The organism is Rhizobium laguerreae, from assembly GCF_019778565.1.
In the GTDB taxonomy this organism is placed as follows: domain Bacteria; phylum Pseudomonadota; class Alphaproteobacteria; order Rhizobiales; family Rhizobiaceae; genus Rhizobium; species Rhizobium laguerreae.
On the sequence record NZ_JAAXQT010000013.1, the window covers coordinates 125,341 to 146,895 of the forward strand.

18 protein-coding genes and 4 pseudogenes are annotated in these 21,555 nt (G+C 56.9%); 10 read left to right on the forward strand and 12 right to left on the reverse strand.

What is annotated here, in order from left to right; translation table 11 throughout:
- Positions 1-55: 55 nt before the first annotated feature.
- The 6 genes and pseudogenes from HFO71_RS31635 to HFO71_RS31660 all read left to right on the forward strand — a co-directional run.
- Positions 56-1,390 (forward strand): annotated as a pseudogene (locus HFO71_RS31635) (ABC transporter substrate-binding protein).
- A 118-nt stretch (positions 1,391-1,508) separates the two neighbouring features.
- Positions 1,509-2,291 carry an ABC transporter ATP-binding protein gene (locus tag HFO71_RS31640; protein WP_221978078.1) on the forward strand — a complete coding sequence of 261 codons (783 nt, stop codon included), beginning with the start codon at positions 1,509-1,511 and terminating at the stop codon, positions 2,289-2,291.
- Between the two features lie 23 nt (positions 2,292-2,314).
- A complete protein-coding gene (locus tag HFO71_RS31645; protein WP_127431425.1) occupies positions 2,315-3,562 on the forward strand; it encodes an SfnB family sulfur acquisition oxidoreductase in 1,248 nt (415 codons plus the stop codon).
- A gap of 286 nt (positions 3,563-3,848) precedes the next feature.
- Positions 3,849-4,703: a calcium-binding protein gene (locus tag HFO71_RS31650; protein WP_168277550.1), complete on the forward strand. Its 855-nt coding sequence runs from the start codon at positions 3,849-3,851 to the stop codon at positions 4,701-4,703.
- A 358-nt stretch (positions 4,704-5,061) separates the two neighbouring features.
- Positions 5,062-5,166, forward strand: a pseudogene (locus HFO71_RS36525) (Mu transposase domain-containing protein); the annotation flags it as partial.
- Between the two features lie 159 nt (positions 5,167-5,325).
- A pseudogene (locus tag HFO71_RS31660) lies at positions 5,326-5,722 on the forward strand (ATP-binding protein); the annotation flags it as partial.
- Positions 5,723-5,814: 92 nt separating this feature from the next.
- On the opposite strand, the pseudogene HFO71_RS36530 reads toward HFO71_RS31660, so the two are convergent.
- The 9 genes and pseudogenes from HFO71_RS36530 to HFO71_RS31705 all read right to left on the reverse strand — a co-directional run.
- Positions 5,815-6,173 (reverse strand): annotated as a pseudogene (locus HFO71_RS36530) (IS110 family transposase); the annotation flags it as partial.
- 205 nt (positions 6,174-6,378) lie between these two features.
- Entirely contained in the window at positions 6,379-7,827 is a 1,449-nt protein-coding gene (locus HFO71_RS31670; protein WP_221978079.1) for an efflux transporter outer membrane subunit, read from the reverse strand.
- Between the two features lie 167 nt (positions 7,828-7,994).
- A complete protein-coding gene (locus HFO71_RS31675) occupies positions 7,995-8,480 on the reverse strand; it encodes a MaoC family dehydratase (RefSeq protein WP_011654219.1) in 486 nt (161 codons plus the stop codon).
- A gap of 77 nt (positions 8,481-8,557) precedes the next feature.
- The gene (gene glmS, locus HFO71_RS31680; RefSeq protein ID WP_221978080.1) at positions 8,558-10,384 is read right to left on the reverse strand and encodes a glutamine--fructose-6-phosphate transaminase (isomerizing); all 1,827 of its coding nucleotides are present in this window, start codon (positions 10,382-10,384) and stop codon (positions 8,558-8,560) included.
- Between the two features lie 841 nt (positions 10,385-11,225).
- Positions 11,226-11,798 (reverse strand): nodulation O-acetyltransferase NodL, encoded by a 573-nt coding sequence (gene nodL / locus HFO71_RS31685; RefSeq protein WP_168337856.1) that lies wholly within the window; start codon positions 11,796-11,798, stop codon positions 11,226-11,228.
- 677 nt (positions 11,799-12,475) lie between these two features.
- Entirely contained in the window at positions 12,476-12,880 is a 405-nt protein-coding gene (locus HFO71_RS31690; RefSeq protein ID WP_131702634.1) for a hypothetical protein, read from the reverse strand.
- A 66-nt stretch (positions 12,881-12,946) separates the two neighbouring features.
- Positions 12,947-13,666 carry a hypothetical protein gene (locus HFO71_RS31695; protein WP_168257382.1) on the reverse strand — a complete coding sequence of 240 codons (720 nt, stop codon included), beginning with the start codon at positions 13,664-13,666 and terminating at the stop codon, positions 12,947-12,949.
- A gap of 120 nt (positions 13,667-13,786) precedes the next feature.
- A complete protein-coding gene (locus HFO71_RS31700; RefSeq protein ID WP_064649264.1) occupies positions 13,787-14,458 on the reverse strand; it encodes a hypothetical protein in 672 nt (223 codons plus the stop codon).
- A gap of 179 nt (positions 14,459-14,637) precedes the next feature.
- The gene (locus tag HFO71_RS31705) at positions 14,638-14,988 is read right to left on the reverse strand and encodes a helix-turn-helix transcriptional regulator (protein ID WP_168257414.1); all 351 of its coding nucleotides are present in this window, start codon (positions 14,986-14,988) and stop codon (positions 14,638-14,640) included.
- A 179-nt stretch (positions 14,989-15,167) separates the two neighbouring features.
- Here HFO71_RS31705 and HFO71_RS31710 point away from each other — a divergent pair, with 179 nt between their 5' ends.
- Both HFO71_RS31710 and HFO71_RS31715 read left to right on the forward strand, forming a co-directional pair.
- Positions 15,168-15,806: an acyl-homoserine-lactone synthase gene (locus tag HFO71_RS31710; protein WP_131702632.1), complete on the forward strand. Its 639-nt coding sequence runs from the start codon at positions 15,168-15,170 to the stop codon at positions 15,804-15,806.
- Between the two features lie 152 nt (positions 15,807-15,958).
- Positions 15,959-16,693 (forward strand): helix-turn-helix transcriptional regulator, encoded by a 735-nt coding sequence (locus tag HFO71_RS31715; RefSeq protein ID WP_168257383.1) that lies wholly within the window; start codon positions 15,959-15,961, stop codon positions 16,691-16,693.
- A 296-nt stretch (positions 16,694-16,989) separates the two neighbouring features.
- On the opposite strand, the gene HFO71_RS31720 is transcribed toward HFO71_RS31715, so the two are convergent.
- From HFO71_RS31720 to HFO71_RS31730, 3 genes are all read right to left on the reverse strand, one after another.
- Positions 16,990-18,201, reverse strand: a complete 1,212-nt coding sequence (locus tag HFO71_RS31720; protein ID WP_221978081.1) for a beta-ketoacyl-[acyl-carrier-protein] synthase family protein — start codon at positions 18,199-18,201, stop codon at positions 16,990-16,992.
- The gene (locus HFO71_RS31725) at positions 18,202-18,480 is read right to left on the reverse strand and encodes an acyl carrier protein (RefSeq protein ID WP_127431415.1); all 279 of its coding nucleotides are present in this window, start codon (positions 18,478-18,480) and stop codon (positions 18,202-18,204) included.
- 644 nt (positions 18,481-19,124) lie between these two features.
- Complete coding sequence (locus HFO71_RS31730) at positions 19,125-20,057, reverse strand: LysR family transcriptional regulator (RefSeq protein WP_131702676.1); 933 nt, start codon at positions 20,055-20,057, stop codon at positions 19,125-19,127.
- 258 nt (positions 20,058-20,315) lie between these two features.
- Between HFO71_RS31730 and HFO71_RS31735 the strand changes: the two genes are divergently transcribed.
- Both HFO71_RS31735 and nodB read left to right on the forward strand, forming a co-directional pair.
- Positions 20,316-20,906 carry a NodA family N-acyltransferase gene (locus HFO71_RS31735; RefSeq protein ID WP_127431414.1) on the forward strand — a complete coding sequence of 197 codons (591 nt, stop codon included), beginning with the start codon at positions 20,316-20,318 and terminating at the stop codon, positions 20,904-20,906.
- The gene (nodB, locus tag HFO71_RS31740; RefSeq protein ID WP_168257385.1) at positions 20,903-21,553 is read left to right on the forward strand and encodes a chitooligosaccharide deacetylase NodB; all 651 of its coding nucleotides are present in this window, start codon (positions 20,903-20,905) and stop codon (positions 21,551-21,553) included. Before HFO71_RS31735 ends, nodB begins: the two co-directional genes overlap by 4 nt.
- The last annotated feature ends 2 nt before the right edge of the window (positions 21,554-21,555 follow it).

A 21,555-nucleotide genomic window follows, 5' to 3' on the forward strand; every position in this document is an offset into this window, starting at 1 on the left:
CAGATCAACCCGGACCGGCGCCTTGCCCCGGTCGATACCCGGAGTATGTCCAAAAATGACGATCCTTGCCAAATTCAAGATTGCGGCTCTTGCCGCCGGCCTCGCCTTCACGGTGGCCCTGCCGATGGCCCATGCGGACGAACAATATTTCCCGCTCCAGAGCTATCGCGTCGGCCCCTATGCTGCCGGCGGCACCGGCTTCTTCGGTGGTTTCATCGATTATCTGAACCTGATCAACACGCGCGACGGCGGCGTGGGTGGCGTCAAGCTAACATGGTCGGAAGCAGAGACGCAGTACGAGGTCGAGCGTGGCGTCGAGGCCTATGAGCGCCTGAAGAGCAACCCGAACGTCGCTGCCTGGAACCCGCTTTCCGTGGGCATTGCCTATGCGATGATCGATCGCGTCACCGCCGACAAGGTACCGTTGATCACCATCAACCATGGCCGCACGGATTCGACCGACGGCCGCGTTTTCCCTTATGTCTTCCCGCTGCTGCTCAACCCGTACAGCGAAACTTCCGGCATCGTGAACTACATCGCCGGCAAGGAAGGCGGTATCGAAAACCTCAAGGGTAAGAAGATCGTCGTTCTCTATCATGGCTCGCCTTATGGCAAGGAAACGATCCCGATCTACGAACTGTTGGCGAAGAAATACGCCTTTGAACTACAGCAGATCGAGGTGCCGCATCCGGGGAACGAGCAGCAGTCGTAGTGGCTGACGATCCGCCGCGCCAAGCCAGACTTCGTCATCCTGCGTGGATGGGGCGTGATGAACCCGGTCGCGCTGGAGACCGCAGCCAAGGTTGGTTTCCCGGTAAATCATATAATCGGAAACGTCTGGTCCAATTCAGAAGAAGACGTCATCCCCGCTGGTGATGCTGCCAAGGGCTATACGGCAATCACCACGCAGGCATCTGGCACCGAATACCCGGTCGTTCGGGAGATCGTCAAAACGCTCTACGACGCTGGCAAGGGGAACCTCGAAGACAAGAAGCGAATCGGCTCGGTCTACCATAACCTGGGTATCGTTAACGGCATCCTCAATGTCGAGGCGATCCGGATCGCTCAGGAGAAGTTCGGCAAGCGGACGCTGACTGGCGACGAGGTCCGCTGGGGCTTCGAACACCTTCAGCTCGATCCGGCGCGTGTCGAGGCGCTCGGCGCCAAGGGCCTGTTCCACTCGATCAATGTCACCTGGGATAACCATGAGGGCAACGGCTACGTGACTTTCCAACAGTGGGACGGGAAGAAGTGGAACGTGGTCTCTGACTGGATCGCGCCGGACTGGGCACTGTTGCGGCCCATCATCGAGAAGTCTTCCGAAGCCTACGCGGCCGAGAAGGGCATCAAGCTGCGCACGGCGGCAGACGCCGAGGCGGCGACCAACTGATCCCTTCAAGCCGCGCCTGATAAGGGCGAGGCTTGAAGAACCGGGCGCGAGGATGGTGCCTCCCTCTCCAACCTCGCGCCTTCTCTCAATCCGACCTTTTAAGGCAAGAGGCACTGTCATGGCTCTGGAAACCACTCTGCTTGCGGTCGATGATCTGAAGGCAACGTACAATCACGCCATCACCGCACTCGACGGCGTCGGTTTCCATCTGGCGCGTGGTGAAATTCTGGCGCTCCTTGGCGCCAACGGCGCGGGAAAGACGACGACGCTCAAGGCGTTGTCCAATCTGCTTCCAGCCGAACGTGGGCAAGTCGTTTCCGGCAGCATCCGCTTCGACGGGCTCGATGTCCTGCGCACACGCCCTGCTGCACTGGTGCGTGCCGGTCTCGTGCAGGTGCTTGAGGGCCGCCATTGCTTCCGCAGCCTGACGGTCGAGGAAAACCTCGTCTCCGGCGGGCTTGGCCGCAGCGGCACGCGCGCTGAGATCGCCGAGGATATCGAGAAGATCTACGCGCATTTCCCCAGGTTGAAGGAAAAGCGTCGTGCACTTTCCGGCCTGACCTCGGGTGGCGAGCAGCAGATGACGGCGATCGGCCGGGCGCTCATGTCGCGGCCGCGCCTCCTGGTTCTCGACGAACCATCCATGGGACTGGCGCCGCTCATCGTCCAGGACATTTTCCGGAAGCTCCGCCACCTCAATCGCGAAGAAGGTCTTTCTATCCTTGTGGCGGAGCAGAATTCCGCCGTCGCTCTGAAATATGCGGATCGCGCCATCATTCTCGAAAACGGCGCCACGGTGCTGACCGGTGACGCACAGGATCTGCGCGGGCGCGACGACATCAAGTCTTTCTACCTCGGCCAGAGAGCCGTGGCTCCCTCCATCCCCGCCGTTGTCGGCTAACACGATCCAAGAGGAGAAACACCGTGACCCATCCTACCATAAATACCGAAAATGCCGCAAAGGCCGTGCCACCTGTTCCACGCCCGTCGCAGCCCGCCCACATTATCAAGACTGACGCCGAAGCGATTGCCATCGCCAAGACACTCGCGGCAGAGTTCGTCAAGGAATCGGCAGCACGCGATCGCGACCGCATCTGGCCGGTCAAGGAACTGGACGCGTTTTCGCAAAGCGGGCTTTGGTCTATCAACGTGCCGAAGGCCTTCGGCGGTCCCGAGGTCTCTTATGCGACGCTTGCGAAGGTCATCGAGATCATCTCGGCGGCCGATTCATCCATCGGACAAATCGCGCAAAACCACCTGGGTGTGGTCGCCGCCATCCGCACGGTGTCAGACGAAGACCAACAGAAGCTGCTCTTCGCGGAAGTGTTGAAAGGAACGCGCTTCGGCAATGCCTTCTCCGAATTTGGATCCAAGCGTGCGGTCGACTTCGAAACAAAATTCGTTGATGCCGGAGATCATGTCGTGGTCAACGGCCAGAAATTCTACTCGTCAGGAGCGCTGCTCGCGCATCTGGTGCCAATCGTGGCACTGGATGACGAGGGCAGGGCCTGGTACGCAATTGCCGAGCGCGGTGCCCCGGGTCTGACTGTCATCGACGACTGGTCCTCCTTTGGCCAGCGTACCACGCTGTCGGGCACGGTACTGCTTAACAACGTCAAAGTGTCGAAGACGCATCTCGTGCCTGGCTACAAAGGGTATGAAGTGCCGACTGCGGACGGAGCGATCTTCCAGATTATCCAAGTGGCTGTCGATACCGGCATCGCGCAGGCCGCGATTGACGAGACCGTCAGTTTTGTGCGGACCAAGAGCCGCGCCTGGGTGGATTCCGGCGTCGACAACGCTTGGGACGATCCGTACACAATCCAGGCGATCGGGGACTTGACGCTAAGGCTTCATGCGGCGCAGGCGCTGCTTGAAAAGGCAGGTTATGCCATTGACCGAGCGATCCTCGACCCGAACGCGGGAACCGTTGCGGAAGCCCAGATCGTTACCGCCGAAGCCAAGATCCTCTCCACTGAGATCGCGATCGCGGCCGCCAACAAGTTGTTCGAACTGGCAGGAACGCGCTCGACCCTTGCAGAGCACGGGCTTGATCGCCACTGGCGCAACGCCCGCACCCATACTCTGCACGACCCCGTCCGCTGGAAGTACGCCATTTTGGGTAAGTATTTCCTGAACGGCGAGAAGCCACCGCTCCACGCCTGGAGCTGAGGTTTTCGATCTGCAAAGCACCCTGAGATCAGGTGCTCTGCAGATTTGTCTCCAGCGTTTACGAGGGAAGAAGTTGTGGCCTTCGTCAACGGCCGCCGATCGTCATAGCCCCCAGTCGTTTTCATATCTGCCGGCCAACTACGAAGGGCGTGCCGTGCGGCCGAGATAAACATTTTCGCATCCGTCATTCAAATAGGTCATATCAAAACAATGGATTTCACTAATTCGCTCTTGGAAAAGATAAGGGGCACAGGCGGCGCCCGTTGCCTAATAAGGAGTATATGCGATGAATATCAAAGGCAGTGATAACGGCAGTTTTATCAAAGGATCCCCTGAAAACGACATAATCGATGGCGGCAAGAAGAACGACTGGATTGATGCCGGCAACGGCGATGATCGGATCAAAGCTGGTGACGGCCAAGACAGCATCACGGCCGGTCCGGGCCATGACATTGTCTGGGCCGGGAAAGGCTCAGACGTAATCCATGCCGACGGTGGTGACGATCTCTTGTACAGCGACGCCTCCTACCCCTTATACGTCACCGACCCTCACCGCGTAATACCGCATAGCGGCGAGGGCGATGACGTGCTCTACGCCGGCCCTGGCAGGGATATACTTGTGGCTGGTGACGGCGCAGATGTTCTGACTGGCGGCGACGACGGCGACGCCTTCGTGTTTCGGTTCCACGACCCTATGGTTGGAACAACGCACTGCTATACGAGTGTGATGGATTTCGACACGAAGCAGGACCGCTTTGTCCTGGACGCCGCAGATTTCGGTGGTGACCGGAATCTGTTTGATGCAAATTTCATCAATCATTCCAAGGGCTTTCCGGGCGAATTTGTGGACACCTTCTACAACGGCGCGGCCGAAGGCGCGCACGGCGAGCACGTCGTGGTAATCACTGATCGAGGCTTTGCGTCTGCCGCTGCCGCCGCGACTGCTATTGATCACGAAGCCCGCGGTGACATCATTGTCTTCCATGATCAAAAAACTCTCGGTCAAGATGGCGAAACTCACGGTGCGACACTAGCCTATGTCGATTCTGCGAACCACGCGCATGCCTTCGCTCATGTCGACAATCTGCACGACATGTCGGATCTTACCTCGCTTACGGCGGAAAATTTCGGCTTCATTTAATTCGATGATCCGAGGAGCGTTCCACCCTTGGGGCGCTTCTCTTTTCCAACATGGCGCAGGGAACTGAAAATAGAAACGACGTGATTTTATTGATCGACTGCACCAGTAAGGGTACGCCATTGAAACAAGTTCTCGTCGCCGATGACGACGCCGCCATGCGCCACCTGCATCCTGGGGCGGTTGCGCAAGCTGACTTTCTTCTCGCTGGCTGAGGCCAATGCCGCTAATGGCACTTGATCGCATCAACGATCACCTCATGCGTCGATTGGGTGTTTACCCGGCGGCAAGTATTTGAACGTGTCGAACGTGCTGCGCTCGCTAGCCTCCCGGGTGAAACTACGAATTCGCCGAATGGCGTCTGCTCCGTGTCTCGACCGATTATCACGTCGAGTTCAAAAGCTTCTTTTATTCCGTCCCCCATGCCCTCATTCGCCAGCAGGTCGATCTTAGAGCAACGGCGCGCACCATCGAGATCTTTTACCGCGGCAAGCGCATCGCCGTCCATCAGCGCCGCTATGGCGGCTGTCGTCATGGAACCGACCCAGATCACATGACCAGTTCCCACCGGCGATACGCTGAGTGGACACCAGATCGCTTCGGCGCTGGGCCGCATCCATCGGTCAAAGCATGCCGCGAGGATTTCTCCGTTGCATACCACCGCGTTCCCCGGCTGTTCGCCACGCTCGCGCTTGCAAGGGGTGACGGGCGATACGGCAGAATCCCCAAATCTATCGCCAAGACCGACCTGCTGATCCTCGATGACTGGGGACCGGAAAAACTCAACGATGATCAGCGCCGCGATCTTCTCGAGATCATCGAAGACCGCTACGAGCGTCGCTCGACGATCGTCACAAGCCAGGTGCCCCTGGATCGCTGGTGTGAAATTATTTCAAACCCAACGCCGCCGATGCGATACTGGATCGCCTCGTTCACAACGCCGAGGCATCGATCTCATTGGCGAAAGTATGCGCAAACAGCGTTCACCGATGGCGCTTGAAACACAGCAAAGCTTGACCTGACACAAAACCCGATCCAAACATCAAACAGACCCAGGATCAGCCCGAAAAGTGGCCGGCTTCAAATCGGAATCGGTGGCCGGTTTCATCGGAATACGCACCCAATGCAACATCTGAAGATCGACCTGATCGGCTTGCTTAATGCCAACGAAGCGCATCGTCGGTCGCCTTGCAGCTTCTGCGATCGCCGCAGCATCGATGATGTCATTCTTGTTCGATTTTACGTAGACTTCACTGCGCCGGGATGATGCGGACGGAATGCCCCATCGTCTGCAACTTGGCGCAAGCCATTGGGAACCCGGACGGGATTCCATTCCGACAAGCGTTCTGTTCGCTCGTTCGAAGAACTGCAGTAGCGTCTCGCGCCGGAACTATCCAGGCCGACCACGTGGAAGAGGTTCTTTCCGATATCGATGCCGAAGACGGCGCATTGGCGCAGTTGGTTGCGATCCATAATTTCAGCCCTCCTTTGCCCACCTCCGTTATGCTCTCGGGAGACAGGGCGGACCATCCCATTAGCTCCAAGCCCTGCTCGTAAGCGGGAGGTGGTGAAGGGCATGTGCCGCGATTGGACGACCTCCCGGCCGGCGCCAATACAACTCAGGCGCTGGCGCGCTAATGACTTGATCAGGTTAAACCATCCCGCATCCAGCACTCGGCTATTGCGAATGTGCGGATTGGATGTTTGCATTTGCGGCTGCAACCGTCGAGGCCTCCCTGGGTGACGCGACTTTGGAAGCCGCAAAACCACCGCGGATTGCTACATTCAACCGCACGTGATCCTTGGCCAGTTGTTGGATCGCCGCAGCGAGGCTCGCCTGAGCGCTGGACACCTGCCTTTGCGCTTCGAGAACATCGAGGAGAGAAGAGGCGCCATCCGTGTACGAGGCCGTCGAAAGCTTCAGTGCTTCTTCGATCGTTTCTACTTGCCTGCGACGTGAGTTCTCTGTGTGAACGTCGCGTCGGACGGCTGTCAAAGCGTCCTCGACTTCCTGCACAGCTGTCAGGACGGTTAATTTCCAGCTTATGTAGGCTGCTGCGGCGTCCGATTTAGAAGTCTCCACGTTTGCCCGCAAACGGCCGCCGTCCAGAATTGGGAGGTCAAGGCTCGGCCCGAAGGACCATTTCAAGATACCCCCGTGACGGCCGCGCTGCTTGATATAGGAAGGGGTGATCGAGCCGGAGAGCGTTATCGCGGGGTAAAGCTGTGCTTCCGCCACGCCGATCTGTGCAGTCGCGGCGGCGAGATCCCGTTCAGCCTGGCGAATATCGAATCGATTGCGAATAAGATCGGCGGGAATGCCGGCATTGATCTTTCCGCGATAGACCGGCTGCCCTTCACTTTTCTGCAGTTGCTTGATCACTGTTTCCGACGGCAAAGCGAGGAGGGCCGCAATGTGATGCGCCGACACGCGAAAATTCAGTTCTAGCCCTGGTATTTCGGCAATCGTCGATCGGACAAGTCCTTCGGCTTGCAAGACATCCAGCCGGGAAGCCGCTCCCGCTTCGACTTGAAAATTCGTGAAATCGTAGGTCTCCTGGCGGGACTTCAGGTTCGCTCGGGAAATCGAGACGCGCTGCTGGTAGTACCGGGCGTCGATGTAGGAGGAAACAAGATCTTTGATTAGAGCTAGCTTTGCGGCGTCGACAGCCGCATGCGCAGAATCAAGAGAAGCCAGTGCGCTTTCAGTGCTGCGCCGGTACTGACCGAATACGTCCAGCAGCCAGGTCAACGATAGTTGCACGCTGGAGATATTCTGTGTGCTCGTGACATCTCCCCCTTTGCCGATCTCGCCGCTTGTCGTGTGTGATGCCTTGGGAAGGCCCCCGGCGCCAGCGATGGTGACGTCCGCGGCTGCGGCATTAACCCTTTCGAGCGCCTGCTGAACACTGAGGTTCTCATCCAGGCCGGAGGCAACGTACTGGTTGAGCGTACGATCTGAAAACGAATCCCACCACGCCGACACCGCAACATCGCCGGCGCTCTGTTTTGCACCCTCGGAAAACTTCTCCGGCAAAGGCGTTTCCGGCGGTGCATGGTCGGGCCCGAGCATGCAAGATGACAAAAGTAGCGGCAACACCGCAGCGGCCAGACGGAACGAATGCAATCAATCAGCCTCCATTACAGCGAAATTCAACTCAAACCCGTTTCGCCTGCCCGAAGGATGATGCCAGCGCGCAATTGCCGACGCAGCAGATCGAGAATTCCGGCGTGACACTACGAAATCGCGTGCAGCCAAAACAACAAGTCGACACCCGCTGGCGCGAGCTGGCGTCAAATCCCTTTAGGTCTGTCGTTCGGATCAAACTGAATGATAGTGATCCAATTAGCAGTGAGTGCCGGTCGGTTCTCGTTCTCGATCTCCACCGTAACCTCGTAGGTAGTCACCAGCATGCTTGCGCCGCGAAATTGACATTCAGAGAGAACGAAGCGACCGCGCACACGGCTGCCGGTCTTAACTGGTGACATGAAACGCACCCGGTCTAAGCCGTAGTTAAGGCCCATGGTCTGCTCGCGGATCTTTGGCATGCCGCTGAAGTTCATCGCCGACAGAAGCGAGAGTGTCAGGAAGCCGTGAGCGATAGTGCCACCAAACGGGCTTTCGACTGCCGCGCGTTCCGGGTGCACGTGGATGAATTGATGATCGTGTGTCGCATCGGCAAAGAGATCGATTGTAGTTTGATCAACGGTTATCCATTCGGATTTACCGAGCTCCTGGCCAATTCGCGACGGCACGTCGGCGAGCGAAAGTTCGTGCATACGACCTCACTTTTTTGATGTCTGATCAAGTCCTGGATTTTCCCGGAGGCGATTTGCGATCTAACCAATCGTCACAATCATTCGACTGTGACCGATTTAGCTAGATTCCGCGGCTGGTCCACATCTGCCCCCATAACGACCGCGGTATGATACGCAAGAAGCTGCAGCGGCAGAGAAAAGATCATGGGCGCGATAATCTCCGCAACATCGGGTAATACGATAGTGTGCATGGTGGGAAGCTTTGACATCGAAGCTCCCGTCTCGTCGGTGATCAGAATGATGCGGCCGCCGCGGGCGGCCACTTCCTGCATATTGGAGACAGTTTTATCGAAGAACCGATCATGTGGCGCGATGACGATGACTGGCATATTTTCATCGATCAAGGCGATCGGACCGTGTTTTAACTCTCCTGCCGCATAACCTTCAGCATGGATATAGGAAACCTCCTTGAGCTTCAGCGCACCTTCCATGGCCAATGGGAAACTTGTGCCGCGGCCGAGATAGAGCACGTCGCGGTAATTCGACAATCCCCGGGACAAGAGCTCGATCTTCGGCGTGATGTCGTTCAGCACCTGTCGCATAACGCTCGGCAACGTCGCCAAACTTTGGACGAGCAATTGTTCCTCGTCGTCTGCGATCGTGCCTCGCGCCTTGCCTGCGCCGATGGCTAGCGCAGCGAGAACAGCTAGCTGGCAAGTGAATGCCTTGGTAGAAGCAACGCCGATCTCTGGCCCGGCGAGGATCGGAAAGATGGCATCTGCCTCGCGGGCGATAGTTGATTCTCGGGTATTGACGACAGCGCCTATTCTCAGACCTTGTGCTTTGCAATAGCGCAGCGATGCAAGCGTGTCAGCCGTCTCACCAGATTGAGAGATGAAGAGCGCTGCCGACCGCGCCGACAGCGGGATCTCTCGATAACGGAATTCCGAGGCGACATCAATTTCAACCATTAAGCGTGCGTAGCGCTCGAACCAATATTTGCCAATCAGTCCCGCAAGATATGCCGTGCCGCAGGCGGAGATCGCGAGGCTCTCAACCTGGGCGAAGTCGATGTCGGTTGAGGTCGTTGTGACATGACTATCGTTGACATTGATGTAGTGCCCAAGAGCACCGGCGATGACCTCGGGTTGCTCGTAGATTTCCTTTTCCATAAAATGCCGATGATTGCCCTTGCCGACCAGGTCGGCGTTAGCAAGCGATATGTGCCGTGGGCGCGTAACGACCTTGCCTTCCATATCGAAAACTTGGACACTCGTTTTGCTTACAACAGCCCAATCGCCGTCGTTCAGATATGTGATGTTATTGGTGAACGGAGCAAGAGCGATCGCGTCGGAGCCCAGAAACATCTCACCATCGCCATGGCCTATCACTAATGGTGGTCCATTGCGCGCCACCATAATTGTCGCGGGATCATCTTCAAAGAGGATGGCAAGAGCGAAGGCGCCCTTGACGCACTTCAGCATGGCATGCGTGGCCTCAATGCATCCCATGCCATCCCGACGGAATTTTGTCAGGAGATGCGCAATCACCTCGGTATCCGTGTCGGTCTGGAACTTGGCCCCAACCTCCGCCAATCCGTCCTTTAGCTCGGAGAAATTTTCGATGATGCCGTTATGAACAACGGCTACACCATCGGTAAAGTGCGGGTGAGCGTTGGATTCTGTCGGTGCGCCATGGGTCGCCCATCGTGTGTGGGCAATGCCGACGGTGCCGCTCAGGGGCGCTTCCTTCAATCTCGTTTTAAGGTTCCCGAGCTTGCCTTCCGCACGGCGTCGGTGCAATTCTCCTTCGAAGATCGTAGCAACGCCGGATGAATCATAGCCGCGATATTCCAGCCGCTCCAAGGCTTCGATCAGTCGCTCCGACACGGGCTTATGTCCCACTATGCCAACAATTCCACACATGCTCGTCACCCATGTCAAGAGCCCCCGACAGGTAATCAGGAGGCGGACGCCGCTCGGCGCGTGTCCTCCAGCGCGTGCTAATAAATCCAAACAGATTAGTAAAATTGATTGTTGGGATAGCTATCATCCACGTTATGGATGCAGTGTACTTAGGTAGCTGGTCAATCAACGCTGTACGTGGCGAAAGGCGCTTTCTGCAGAGTGGGACCGATAGGCTGCGCCGGGTGATCGGTGCCTACTTCTGAAGATGTTCCTGGCGACAGCAAGATATTTACCGACGACATACCGCGCGTGGATTTCTATTCAGAGCGAGCAATTGTCATTCATCGAGCGCACGAAAACAATTCGTGCTCATGCAGGTGAAGCGGTCTGTATCTGCGAGTTGAGCCTAAATGTAATTGACCCCTTCGCATGCGACCAGTTCGCAACTCATAAATCGGAAGCAGAACCAGCATCTCCTGGAAAACATCAGTCGATCTAGATTCGACAGGTTGGTTTCGGGCGCCGATGGGAAGGAGGCTTTGGCATGGGACGAACGCAGGCTATCTTCAAACGGTCTCGGAGGAAAGGTCACATGGCCGCGTGTGTCGGCAGTAGATGGTGCCTTAAGTTTTCGACAGGACAGCCGGATCCTGACACTGGAATCCGGCGGTCCGGTGCAATGTGCAGCCGGTCGTAGCAAACGCGATCAGTAATCACTTAGCACGACTGCCCGACCGCATTTGCAAAGAGAACTGCGTCAGAGTGCCGACGGTCGCACGGGCCATGGCGACCCAGAATCGTCGTTCGCACAAGCAACGAGACTACCCCTAACCACCGGATTTTCGCCCGACGCCTACTTTTATGATTGCGGCAAGCGTCCACCAACCCTGATCCGAGCTGGATTTCCCATCGCCGTGCTTCCAGCAGGAACATCTCGAGTGACCACGCTACCAGCGCCAATGACAGCATGATCGCCGATCGTCACGCCCGGGAGAATGATTGCTCCACCTCCAATCCAGACGTGCCTGCCAATGCTGACCGGTCGTCCCAACTGCAACCCAGCCTCGCGCTGCTCTGGATCATGTGGATGGTCCGCAGTATAAATCTGCACAGCAGGCCCTATTGCGGTTCCGTCGCCGATAGTCACTGCTGCCACGTCAAGGATGACGCAGTTGAAATTGATGTAGACCCACGCTCCGATCCGGATGTTGAACCCGTAATCGCAGTGGAACGGAGGACGAATAGCAGCTCCAAGCCCGACAGCCCCCAATCGTTCTAACAGAAGCGCATGCCACCGCTCGGCGGGGTCGCCCAGCGTGTCATTGTACCGTTTCAGCCAAGCCCCGGTGAGGAGCAACTCGGCTTGGATCTCAGGATCCGCTGCGTTATACATCTCGCCTGCGAGCATCTTTTCTTTTTGGCTGCGTGTCATCGTCTCTTCTCAGATCTTGTTCGAGGAGTGGTCGGTCATTGCGCTCGGATTCACCTGGTTGCCGGCAGAGCGCACAGAGGAGTTAACAGCAATCTTTCGCCTTTTCGCGGCTGGTTCGAAAGTCATCTGCTCAAGCGCGGCAAATCCTGCAGATAGGCAGACCGGAAGCGACCTTCGCATTCACCGGCTGGGGGAGGGCACAATAAGATGTGTCTATTTAGCTTGGCAGATTCCGAACACAGCGGCAAGCGCATAGGCAGACCAAGGCTGACTAAGAGACCGTCATAAAAAGACTTTTACTCAAGTTACTGCCCAGCTTCCCGAAGGTTTATTCTATTCCAGTCTCTATGAGCCGTCCGCCTTGCTCGATGCCGGCGGAATGCAAATCGTCAGCGTCTTGGCGGGGCGCGGCATGACGAAGGGCTGGTTCACCGACGGAGGCCGCTATCGCGGCCGCCGTCAATAGAATCCCTGGAGCCGGAAAGATTACCGCTCGCCAGTGCCTATGAACTGCTCATTAGCTGTAGTTTCTTTCACCCACCGATTGCTTCTTAGCGTGCAGAATTGGGTCGCCAGGGTGACAAGCGCGCGACAGCGGGCGGAAGTGGATATTCCACTTTCCGCCTCACCTTCGCGCAAGACCGGACGAGAACTGCTGGATGTAGGAAATTCACCCCTTACTGGCAGGCGGTCAGGCCCCCCGGATTTCGAATGGCGGCAAAACCGACGCCGTCGATCGTGTTGTCGTTACGGGCAATGAAGCAGTAATTGTCATCGGCGGGGGGAGCGGCGACGATGCAGGAGTTGGCCCCAGCCGGAATGACATAGGTGTCGGCTCCGACGATCGCAAAGACGGAGGCCGTTCCGTTCGGATGGGGCACCGGCTGCTTGGTGAAGAGGATCGCGTCGTTCGGCGGGGCGACCGCAATGGGCTGGTAGTTCCGACAATCGGACGAAAAAACGAGTTGCGCGGCGGCAGGCAGCGCTGTTGCGAGGATAGAGACGATGGAAATGGCAAGCCCGGCAGCGATTTTATCGCGACGTGCTGTTTGGCCAGCGAATTTCGACGTGATACGTAACATTGCTATATTCCTTTCGGTTCAAGGGTTGGCTTGTTCAAGCGTCAGTGATGATCCGGATCTCTGGGTCTACGGTCCTCCTGTCGCCGAAAAGGTTCCGTCAGCTTTGTAAGTCACGGTGTAGATCGCGTAGCCGATGGTGAAATCGCAGCATGCCGAGTTGCTCTCGTCATAAGTCACGGTGCTTCCGACCGGCTGGTAGCCCATCTTCACGAAAAAGATCTGTTTCGGTATGCAGTTCATGACGGCGTTGGGCAAAGGAGCGACGAAGCTCGAGAGTATGATAGCTTGATTGTCGTTCAGTGCGACGACGCCACAATAGAGCTCGGGACGAGGCAACGGCGTGTAGGAAGGCACGTTCATGCCAAATCCTCCGATCGCAACTCCGGCTTGATTGGCGGGCGCGGAAAGTCCAAGCGGATCGAGCGTCAAGGTCGTGCAATTGTCCGGCGAACCGTCGACCGTGGTGAGCGTAACCGGTCGGAACGCCGAGCTGCTGCCGACCACGGATAGCGTGGCGGCATTGAGCGAGAGAAGCGCGATAAGCTGCGAGGGGGACGCCGCCTGTTTGGTGCTGAGGGCACCTGCATAGACCTGACTGTCCAAACCGAAATTGATCTGCGCTCCCGAACTTGCGTAATTGCCGATGCTTTGGCAGCCGAGACTGCCGCTGAGGATGGGACCATGGCTCGGCAACAAAGGAAATGCCGCCTGCTTCTGGAAAACATAGAAATATTGCGTCGTCTGCGAGAAGTTCCGAACGATGATCTGGTAGGACGAACTGGTCATGGCGTGTGACAATCCCCTCTGAGATCAAGCCTGTCCGTCGCCCGGCGGGCGGCGGCAACGCGCGAATGCTGCGCATGCAGGTGAAGACGGGACGGTTTTTCACCTGCATGGCTGCCAAGTTTACTGGAGCTGCGTGGTCCAGGTGCCGTCAGATTTCAGGCTGACGTTGCAGACGGAATAGCCGCCGGTGAAGTCGGAAAGCGCCGCGTTCACGCTCGACTGCGTGAAGTTCATCACGACACCTGGCGTGTAGGCGCCGGTCTGGACATAATATTTCAGGATCGGCTGGCAATCGGTATTGCTGGCCGGGTTTGCCTGCACGAAGTTGGAGAGCACGATGCCGCCATTGACGGCAACCGCTGAGCCGACATTGAAGTAGGGCGGCGAGTTGAAGACCGGCGTGGTGATGCGGAATGCGCCAGGCTGTACACCTTCCCCGTAGATTGGCGAGGATAGTCCGAGCGGATTGACTGTCGCAGTCGTCCAGTCGTTCGGTTTACCGCTGCCACCCGAACTCGGAGCAAGATCAATGGCGCGGCTGGCTGACGAGTAGCCGGAAGAGGCGCCGATTTGCGGCGGTGTATTCGCCTGCTGGATGCCGGCATAATATTGCAGGTTGACCTGGAAGGTCAGGATCGCGCCGGTGTTGTCGTAGTTGCCGAGCGACTGCGAGAAAAGGCTGTTCGAATAGACTTGCCCGCCGCCGGTATAAATTGCCGGTTGCTGGAAGAAGTAGAAGTTTTGCGTCTGGGATTCGTAGTTTTTCACGTTGATGGTCAACATTGTAGACATGTCGGCAACCCTTCTGCGTTGATAGTGAAAACAAGGGTCTTCGCGTCGGCGAGGGCAGGGTGGGCTAGCCTTCCTGCCGGTCCCGTCAATGAAACCCTAATTAGAAAGATCGTTGATGCTGCTCATTTAAGCAACCTAAAGCTGTTGAGCGCAAGTTAAAAAACCGTTCAGAATTGTGCTTAGCGTAAGGCGTGTTCCGGAGGGATGGATTCGAGCAGCCCAATAAGATTGGACTGAGCCGCCGCAGATCGGCCGCGTAGCGCCATTACCCACAGCAATTCCGTGGCGGAGATCGCGCTGTTCCTATGCCCGTCCATGGTCCCTCGCCCCAAGAGCAGCCAATCGAGGGAAACATCCAGCAGGCGCGCGAGAGCGCAGGCGCTTTCCAGGGACGTATGGCCGCCATTTTGCCAGCGCGAGACGGCCGCGACTGATACATTCAGTTCGGCTGCAAGAGCGTGTACTTTCTGGAACTTGCCCCGAGATATCGCTTCTCGAATGCGTTTGCCGCGGGCTGGATCGTAGGTCACGAACGATTCTTCCTTGGTTGCGTTGAAGTGGCAGCCACAGCGAGCTTGAGATCGATCAAGCTTCGGAAATGCCTGTGAAAATGAAAGGTAAGTCGAAGCGCGGGTCAATCTGGTGAAATATCCAGATTGCTCGAGGTCGGCCCCCTGTTGTGAAACATCGACGATCAGGAGGAACGGATATGTTGCGGATACTCACCAAAGACATGCTCGAGACCGATCGACGTGCATTCGATGCAATGTTTCGGGCTCGCGCCGTCGTTTTTCGCGATCGGCTGGGATGGCAGGTCGATGTCCGGGATCAATGGGAGAGGGACCGATATGATGAGGTCGAAGATCCCGTATATCTCGTCACTCAACGACCTTCGGGCACACTGACAGGTTCGCTACGCCTGCTGCCGACCACTGGCGCGACGATGCTCAAAAGCGAGTTTCGGCATTTCTTCGATCAGCCTATCGACGTCGACAGCCCGACGACCTGGGAATGTACTCGCTTTTGCGTTCACCCATCTGCCGGACACATCGCGCAATCGCGCGCAGTCGCCACCGAACTGCTCTCAGGGCTTTGCGATCTTGCCCTCGGCGCCGGTATCGAAAACATCGTCGGCGTCTATGATGGGGCGATGGTCGGGGTGTATCGCAGGCTCGGCTGGAGGCCGACGCCGCTTGCCCGATCACTGCCCGAGATCGGCAAATTGTATGTCGGCCTGTGGGACGTGACTGCAGATAACTGTCGGACACTTCGCACCAACCTAGCCCGACTTCTCAATCAAACCTCTTCCTGTCCTGGCAGGGCCCTTGTCGATGGTGGCATGCGGTAAGGTCAGTCGCCGTCCCGCCGCCCACAGTTTCGTCAGTTCCTTAACCTGTTCTTCACATCGCGCTGTGGTTGCTATAAAATGTTCTTTTCTCGCTAACCGCGAAATGTTACGATTACCCCAGTCAGGAAAACACACAACCGCGAGTCCATCTCATGCTGCGCAGTTCTCGTTTTTTCTACAGTTTGGACCGGATCTCCGCATCGCCGACGTTGGAAGATCTGGAAACGACGCTGGACGAAGTCCGCCACATCTATGCGATATCGCACATGGTTCTGCATGTGACCCGCTCCTCGGGCGCAGCGGCCAACAATCCATTGCTGATGCTGACCTACCCGCCCGAGTGGGTGAAGCAATATCTTGCCCGGGATTACTTCAGCATCGATCCCGTCGTGCGGCTCGGACAGCGCGGCTTTCTGCCCGTGGAATGGTCCGCGTCAAAATGGGATTCAGGGCGGGCTCACGGCTTCTTTAAGGAGGCGATGGCCTTCGGTATCGGGCAGCAAGGCGTGACACTGCCGGTGCGTGGGCCTCACGGGGAGCGATCGCTGTTTACGATCACCTCCAATCAGCCCGCCTCCTACTGGCGTCGGTTCCGCATGGACAGCATGCGCGACCTCCAGTTTCTCGCCCACCATCTCCACGACAGGGCCATGGTTCTGTCGGGCCTGAGAAAAACTGCGGATTTTCCGCAATTGTCGCGCCGCGAACTGCAATGTCTCGATATGACGGCCAGCGGCCTAATGGCAAAGCAGATCTGCGCCCGCTTGTCCATTTCGGTAAGTGCGGTGCAGCTCTATCTTGCGTCGGCACGCCGAAAGCTGACCGTCGCCACGACCAGTGAAGCTGTCGCCAAAGCCACGGCGCTCGAATTGATATCAGCGTGGTGATCGCTTTCTCCGATGACCACGAAGGCCGCAAAGTCACCGAAGGTTCATCAATGCCAACAAGCAGCGGTGCCGAGCCCACTTCGCTCGCTGATGCCGGAAAGAGCGGGCGACGGGCTGCATCCCTCTCATCCCACAGCCTTTGCCCCGAGACGGCGGAGTAGCATGGTTTGCGCGGAGGAAAATTTCAGATGCGAGAGTATCCGAGGAATTAGAGCGAGACTATTTGACAGGATTGCGGTGCCTGCTTCAAGCATGTGCCGCTGGCCTTACAAGGGTTAGTCGTGACGATCTTCACTTCATTGCACCTGCTTGAACGCAAGGACAGCATTCATGCCGCCCATGGCGAAGGCGTTGCTCATGGCCACGCCCACCCTGCGCTCCCGGGGCACATTTGGCGTGATGTCCAGATCACAATCGGGGTCTGGTTCGCGATAGTTCGCCGTGGGCGGCACGACACCTTCTTGGATCGCCATCACGCAGGCTATCATTTCGAGCGCACTTGCTGCCCCGAGGCAGTGCGCGTGAGTGGATTTGGTGGAAGAGATGGACATCGATCGAGCATGGTCACCAAAGACGCGCTTAATCGCCGTCGTTTCGATCTGATCGTTGGCCTTGGTGCCGGTGCCATGGGCGTTGAGGTAGTCTACATCCTCGGCATTTAAACCCGCATCAACAAGGCAGGCGCGCATCGCCGCCTCCGGCCCATGCACAGCTGGTGCAGCTATGTGGTAGGCATCGGCGGAAAGGCCGATGCCGGCGACCTCGGCAAGCATCGTTGCACCGCGGGCGGCGGCATGCTCATAGCTTTCCAGCACGGCCATGCCCGCACCTTCGCCCAAAACTAGTCCTTTCCTGTCGCCCGAGAATGGCCGGCAAGTATCTGGAGCGAGTACGCGCATTGCTTCCCATGCCTTAAGCACGATCCACACGAGTGGCGCGTCGCTTCCTCCAGCTAGCATAACGTCCGCCCTACCGAGCTTGATCTGATCTACCGCTGAAGCGATCGCATGGTTGGCCGAGGCGCAGGCAGAGGTGGCACCGAAGACTGGCCCCCGCAGCCCGAGGTTCATGCTTACCTGACAGGCAGCCGCGCTAGGCATTGCCTTTACCCCAGTGAATAGCTCAGTGCGAGTCGCGCCGCCCAATAGGAGGGTGCGGTAGGCCTTCTCGGTAGCGTCCCAGCCGCCAAAGCCAACGCCCACTGTCGCGCCGAAACGGTGGGCATTTCCTTCATTGCACGAAAGGCCGGCCTGTAGCATGGCTTGTTTAGCTGCAAGCACGGCTAGCAGGCTGAAGCGGTCCATGGAGATGATCTGTTTGCGATCAATGTCGTGTTGAGGCAGCACCTTGATCTCGGTCCCGATCATCCCCTTCAGCTCATGAATCTCTGAGTTTGAGATCGGGCCGATGGCGGAGCGGCCTTCGCGCATCTCCGTCCAGATAGAGGAAGCATCGGTGCCCAGTCCGCACAGTCCGCCCAATCCGGTGATAACGACGCGTCTGTCCATTCAGACCTCCTTGGTGAGCAAGCCACGGACGGCTTCCACCACGTCGCCGATATTGTTGAGGTTCGACCAGGCATCGGCCGTATTCATCTCGATCTTAATGCCGTAGAGCTGCTCCAGATCCCAAAGGACATCGGCCAAACCCAGCGAATCGATGCCAAGTGAAGTCAGCTCAGTGTCAGTCGTTATTTCGCCGAGCGCTACGATCGTTCTCCCGCCGTCTTCAGCTTTGACGAGCTTATTGATCGCACTGATAATTTCCAGTGTGAGTTGATCAGCCATTTGTATTCCTCTCCATCATGCCTAATTTCGACGAGCCGACGGCCTTGCGAGAAGGCTCGATCTAATTGCTGCTAACATCGGAAGATGTTCCGGCTCGTCTGCGAAGTGACGACAGAAACCAATAAAACTTACCGGAATCTCACCGCGCGGCTGCCCTGCTATGGATCATATGGGATCATTGGTAAAATTGATTGTGTGGATCAAAAGCATCCACGCTGTGGATTGTGGCTCGACATATTGCCGCGGCCAACTTCTCGCGCCGGCGCCGTTTCAAACCCTCAAGAACAAGATTTATTGCGGAATCGAAAGTAGAGCTTCGGCTACTATCCCGGGTCGGCGCGTTGGTCATTTTCGCGCAGAAGCGCATGTGCGGAAGGTCGGGGAAGTCACCGCAGCTGAATGCTGGTTTCCGCGATGCGCCGAACATAAGTTACAGGAATAAGTTTTGAATCACTTTTGCATGAGGCCAGGGAAAGCATACGAATCGTACCTTCTCAGGTAGAAACGATCGCTCTCGGAATAGCTTCGATTGCTAGCTGAGCTGAGGCGGCGGGGGCCGCCTGTAACGTAATGCCTCCTTTGGGAACACAGCCAACGCGTATGGATCTAATTACTGGGGCTGTGAAATGAGCCGGCGGTGCCGCTTACGACGTACAACTTTCCATCTCAGATTCCATGCGCGAAGCCTCTTGGATCATAATCTCGCGCATCCAGATGTTTCCAGGATCAGTGTTGTGAAGAGCCGGCCATTGGACAGCCTCAGTGAACGAAAGAAGCGGCAAAGGATGCTCAATGATTCTTAGTGGGATAGTTCGTTCGTAATGTTTGACCAGCCGCAGGGGGATGGTTGCTATCCGATTAGTGCGAGACAGCAATGGCGGGATCAAGTTAAACCCCGGGACGACGAGCTCAATACGCCTCTTGAGGCCGTGCTGCATCAATAACCATTGCTCTACGGAAGGCTTAAGACCACGTCCGAACTTAGCCGCAACATGTCCCATGGACATATATTGCTCCAAGGAGAGCTGCCCTTGTAACTGCTCGTTCGTAGGGCAGCCGACGCACACCAGTCTCTCTTCGAAAAGCCTTGCCTTCGGATGGGCGCCGGACATGAATAAATCCGGGAGGATCAGAAAATCGACGTCACCACGGCGGAGAAGCTCCTCCGGATCGTCGTCAAGTGGCAACAACTCGAAGCTGACCCCTGGCGCCTCCCGAGCTAAGCGCAGTATTATCTTGTCGAAGAAGACCAGTGCCATGAAGTCTGAGAGGATAATCCTGAATCGGCGGTCGGACTCCGCTGGGTTTATTGGATCCCAAGCGATAACGGAGAGCTGAATATGCAAGAGGGCTTCACGGACAGCGGGGGCAAGTGCCTCAGCACGCGGGGTCGGAACTAGCTCCCGTCTCTGCATGATAAAAAGGTCGTCGCGGAAATAGTCGCGCAACCTAGAGATGGCAGCGCTCATGGCGGGTTGGCTGAGGTTGATGCTGCGCGCCGCTGCTGTGAGCTTGCGCTCGGTCATTAGAGCGTCGAGTGCTACAAGAAGGTTTAGATCTAGGCCTTTAAAACGCATGGGTTGAATATCCATTCCATAGATGATTGCCATCCAAACAATCAATTTTACCAATCTTTCGGATCACTTATAGAAAACCCGGAACTTGATCAATATCAGGGCCAGGAACTAAAAAACGAAGCGCCGGGCAGGGGCCCGGTTTGAGACTCTTAAATCTCTTAACCGCTCGATTGCCTAACCGGCAATCCAACAAGTATGCGCAACAATATCGCGCAGCTCTGATCGTGGTTGGGCGAAGAAACAACTTGGAGCTTTTGCATGTCTTCTGAAGTGCGATGGAAAATATGCTGGGAAAATGAGCTGGAAGCTTCCGACCACGCGGAACTCGCTGATTTTTTTTGTAAGACCTATGGGCCGACGGGAGCGTTCAATGCCAAGCCGTTCGAGACTGGCCGAAGCTGGGGTGGTGCGAGGCCCGAACGCCGCGCAATCGCATATGACTCGCACGGCGTCGCTAGCCACATGGGCTTGTTACGCCGCTTCATAAAGGTCGGTACGACTGATTTGCTTGTGGCTGAGCTAGGCCTGTACGGAGTGCGACCGGATCTAGAAGGATTAGGCATCGCTCACTCGGTCCGCGCCATGTTTCCGGTTCTGCGGCAGTTGAGTGTTCCATTTGCTTTCGGAACAGTTCGCCACGCCATGCGGAATCATATGGAAAGATACTGCCGAGACGGGACCGCCAATATTATGACCGGGCTGCGTGTGCGCTCCACGCTTCCAGACGCGCATTCCGACCTGCCAGCCACGCGCACTGAAGATGTCCTCGTATTGGTAGTTCCCGTCGACCGTCCGATGACTGAGTGGCCTGCGGGCTCGTTGATTGAACGAAACGGGTCGGAACTATGAAGCGGCCTGCATATATGAGCGCAGTACCGGTCAATCACACAAACGGCCAGGAAGATCGCTGCGTTTACTTGACGTTCGACGACGGTCCTAATCCATTCTGCACGCCGCAAATCCTAGATGTTCTAGCTGAGCACCGTGTCCCGGCGACATTTTTTGCTATCGGCTCATACGTGAAGGATCACCCCGAACTCATTCGGCGCCTTGTGGCGGAAGGTCATGATGTCGCCAATCATACCATGACGCATCCCGACCTCGCCACCTGCGATCCCGAGGATGTGAAACGTGAAATAGACGAGGCGCATCGAGCTATTGTCTCGGCCTGTCCCCAAGCCCTCGTCCGGCACTTACGAGCGCCTTACGGGGCGTGGACTGAAGAGGTGCTTTCAGCGTCGATGAGGGCTGGACTTGGAGCTGTTCATTGGTCGGCAGATCCTAGAGATTGGTCTTGCCCGGGCGTCGACGTGATCGTTGATGAGGTGCTTGCTGCTGCTCGGCCTGGGGCAATCGTGCTTTTGCACGACGGGTGTCCTCCCGATGAGGTTGAGCAATGCTCGCTTTCCGGACTGCGTGACCAAACGCTTTTAGCACTCTCTCGAATTATTCCGGCACTGCATAGCAGCGGATTCGAAATTGGTAGACTTCCCTGAAA

What these genes read in the sequence shown, in the direction of transcription:
- HFO71_RS31640 (WP_221978078.1), top strand. Translation starts at nt 1,509, where the DNA reads ATGGCTCTGGAAACCACTCTGCTTGCGGTCGATGATCTGAAGGCAACG.
- HFO71_RS31650 (WP_168277550.1), top strand. Translation starts at nt 3,849, where the DNA reads ATGAATATCAAAGGCAGTGATAACGGCAGTTTTATCAAAGGATCCCCT.
- HFO71_RS31675 (WP_011654219.1), bottom strand. Translation starts at nt 8,480, where the DNA reads ATGCACGAACTTTCGCTCGCCGACGTGCCGTCGCGAATTGGCCAGGAG.
- glmS (WP_221978080.1), bottom strand. Translation starts at nt 10,384, where the DNA reads ATGTGTGGAATTGTTGGCATAGTGGGACATAAGCCCGTGTCGGAGCGA.
- nodL (WP_168337856.1), bottom strand. Translation starts at nt 11,798, where the DNA reads ATGACACGCAGCCAAAAAGAAAAGATGCTCGCAGGCGAGATGTATAAC.
- HFO71_RS31690 (WP_131702634.1), bottom strand. Translation starts at nt 12,880, where the DNA reads ATGTTACGTATCACGTCGAAATTCGCTGGCCAAACAGCACGTCGCGAT.
- HFO71_RS31695 (WP_168257382.1), bottom strand. Translation starts at nt 13,666, where the DNA reads ATGACCAGTTCGTCCTACCAGATCATCGTTCGGAACTTCTCGCAGACG.
- HFO71_RS31700 (WP_064649264.1), bottom strand. Translation starts at nt 14,458, where the DNA reads ATGTCTACAATGTTGACCATCAACGTGAAAAACTACGAATCCCAGACG.
- HFO71_RS31710 (WP_131702632.1), top strand. Translation starts at nt 15,168, where the DNA reads ATGTTGCGGATACTCACCAAAGACATGCTCGAGACCGATCGACGTGCA.
- HFO71_RS31715 (WP_168257383.1), top strand. Translation starts at nt 15,959, where the DNA reads ATGCTGCGCAGTTCTCGTTTTTTCTACAGTTTGGACCGGATCTCCGCA.
- HFO71_RS31720 (WP_221978081.1), bottom strand. Translation starts at nt 18,201, where the DNA reads ATGGACAGACGCGTCGTTATCACCGGATTGGGCGGACTGTGCGGACTG.
- HFO71_RS31725 (WP_127431415.1), bottom strand. Translation starts at nt 18,480, where the DNA reads ATGGCTGATCAACTCACACTGGAAATTATCAGTGCGATCAATAAGCTC.
- HFO71_RS31730 (WP_131702676.1), bottom strand. Translation starts at nt 20,057, where the DNA reads ATGCGTTTTAAAGGCCTAGATCTAAACCTTCTTGTAGCACTCGACGCT.
- HFO71_RS31735 (WP_127431414.1), top strand. Translation starts at nt 20,316, where the DNA reads ATGTCTTCTGAAGTGCGATGGAAAATATGCTGGGAAAATGAGCTGGAA.
- nodB (WP_168257385.1), top strand. Translation starts at nt 20,903, where the DNA reads ATGAAGCGGCCTGCATATATGAGCGCAGTACCGGTCAATCACACAAAC.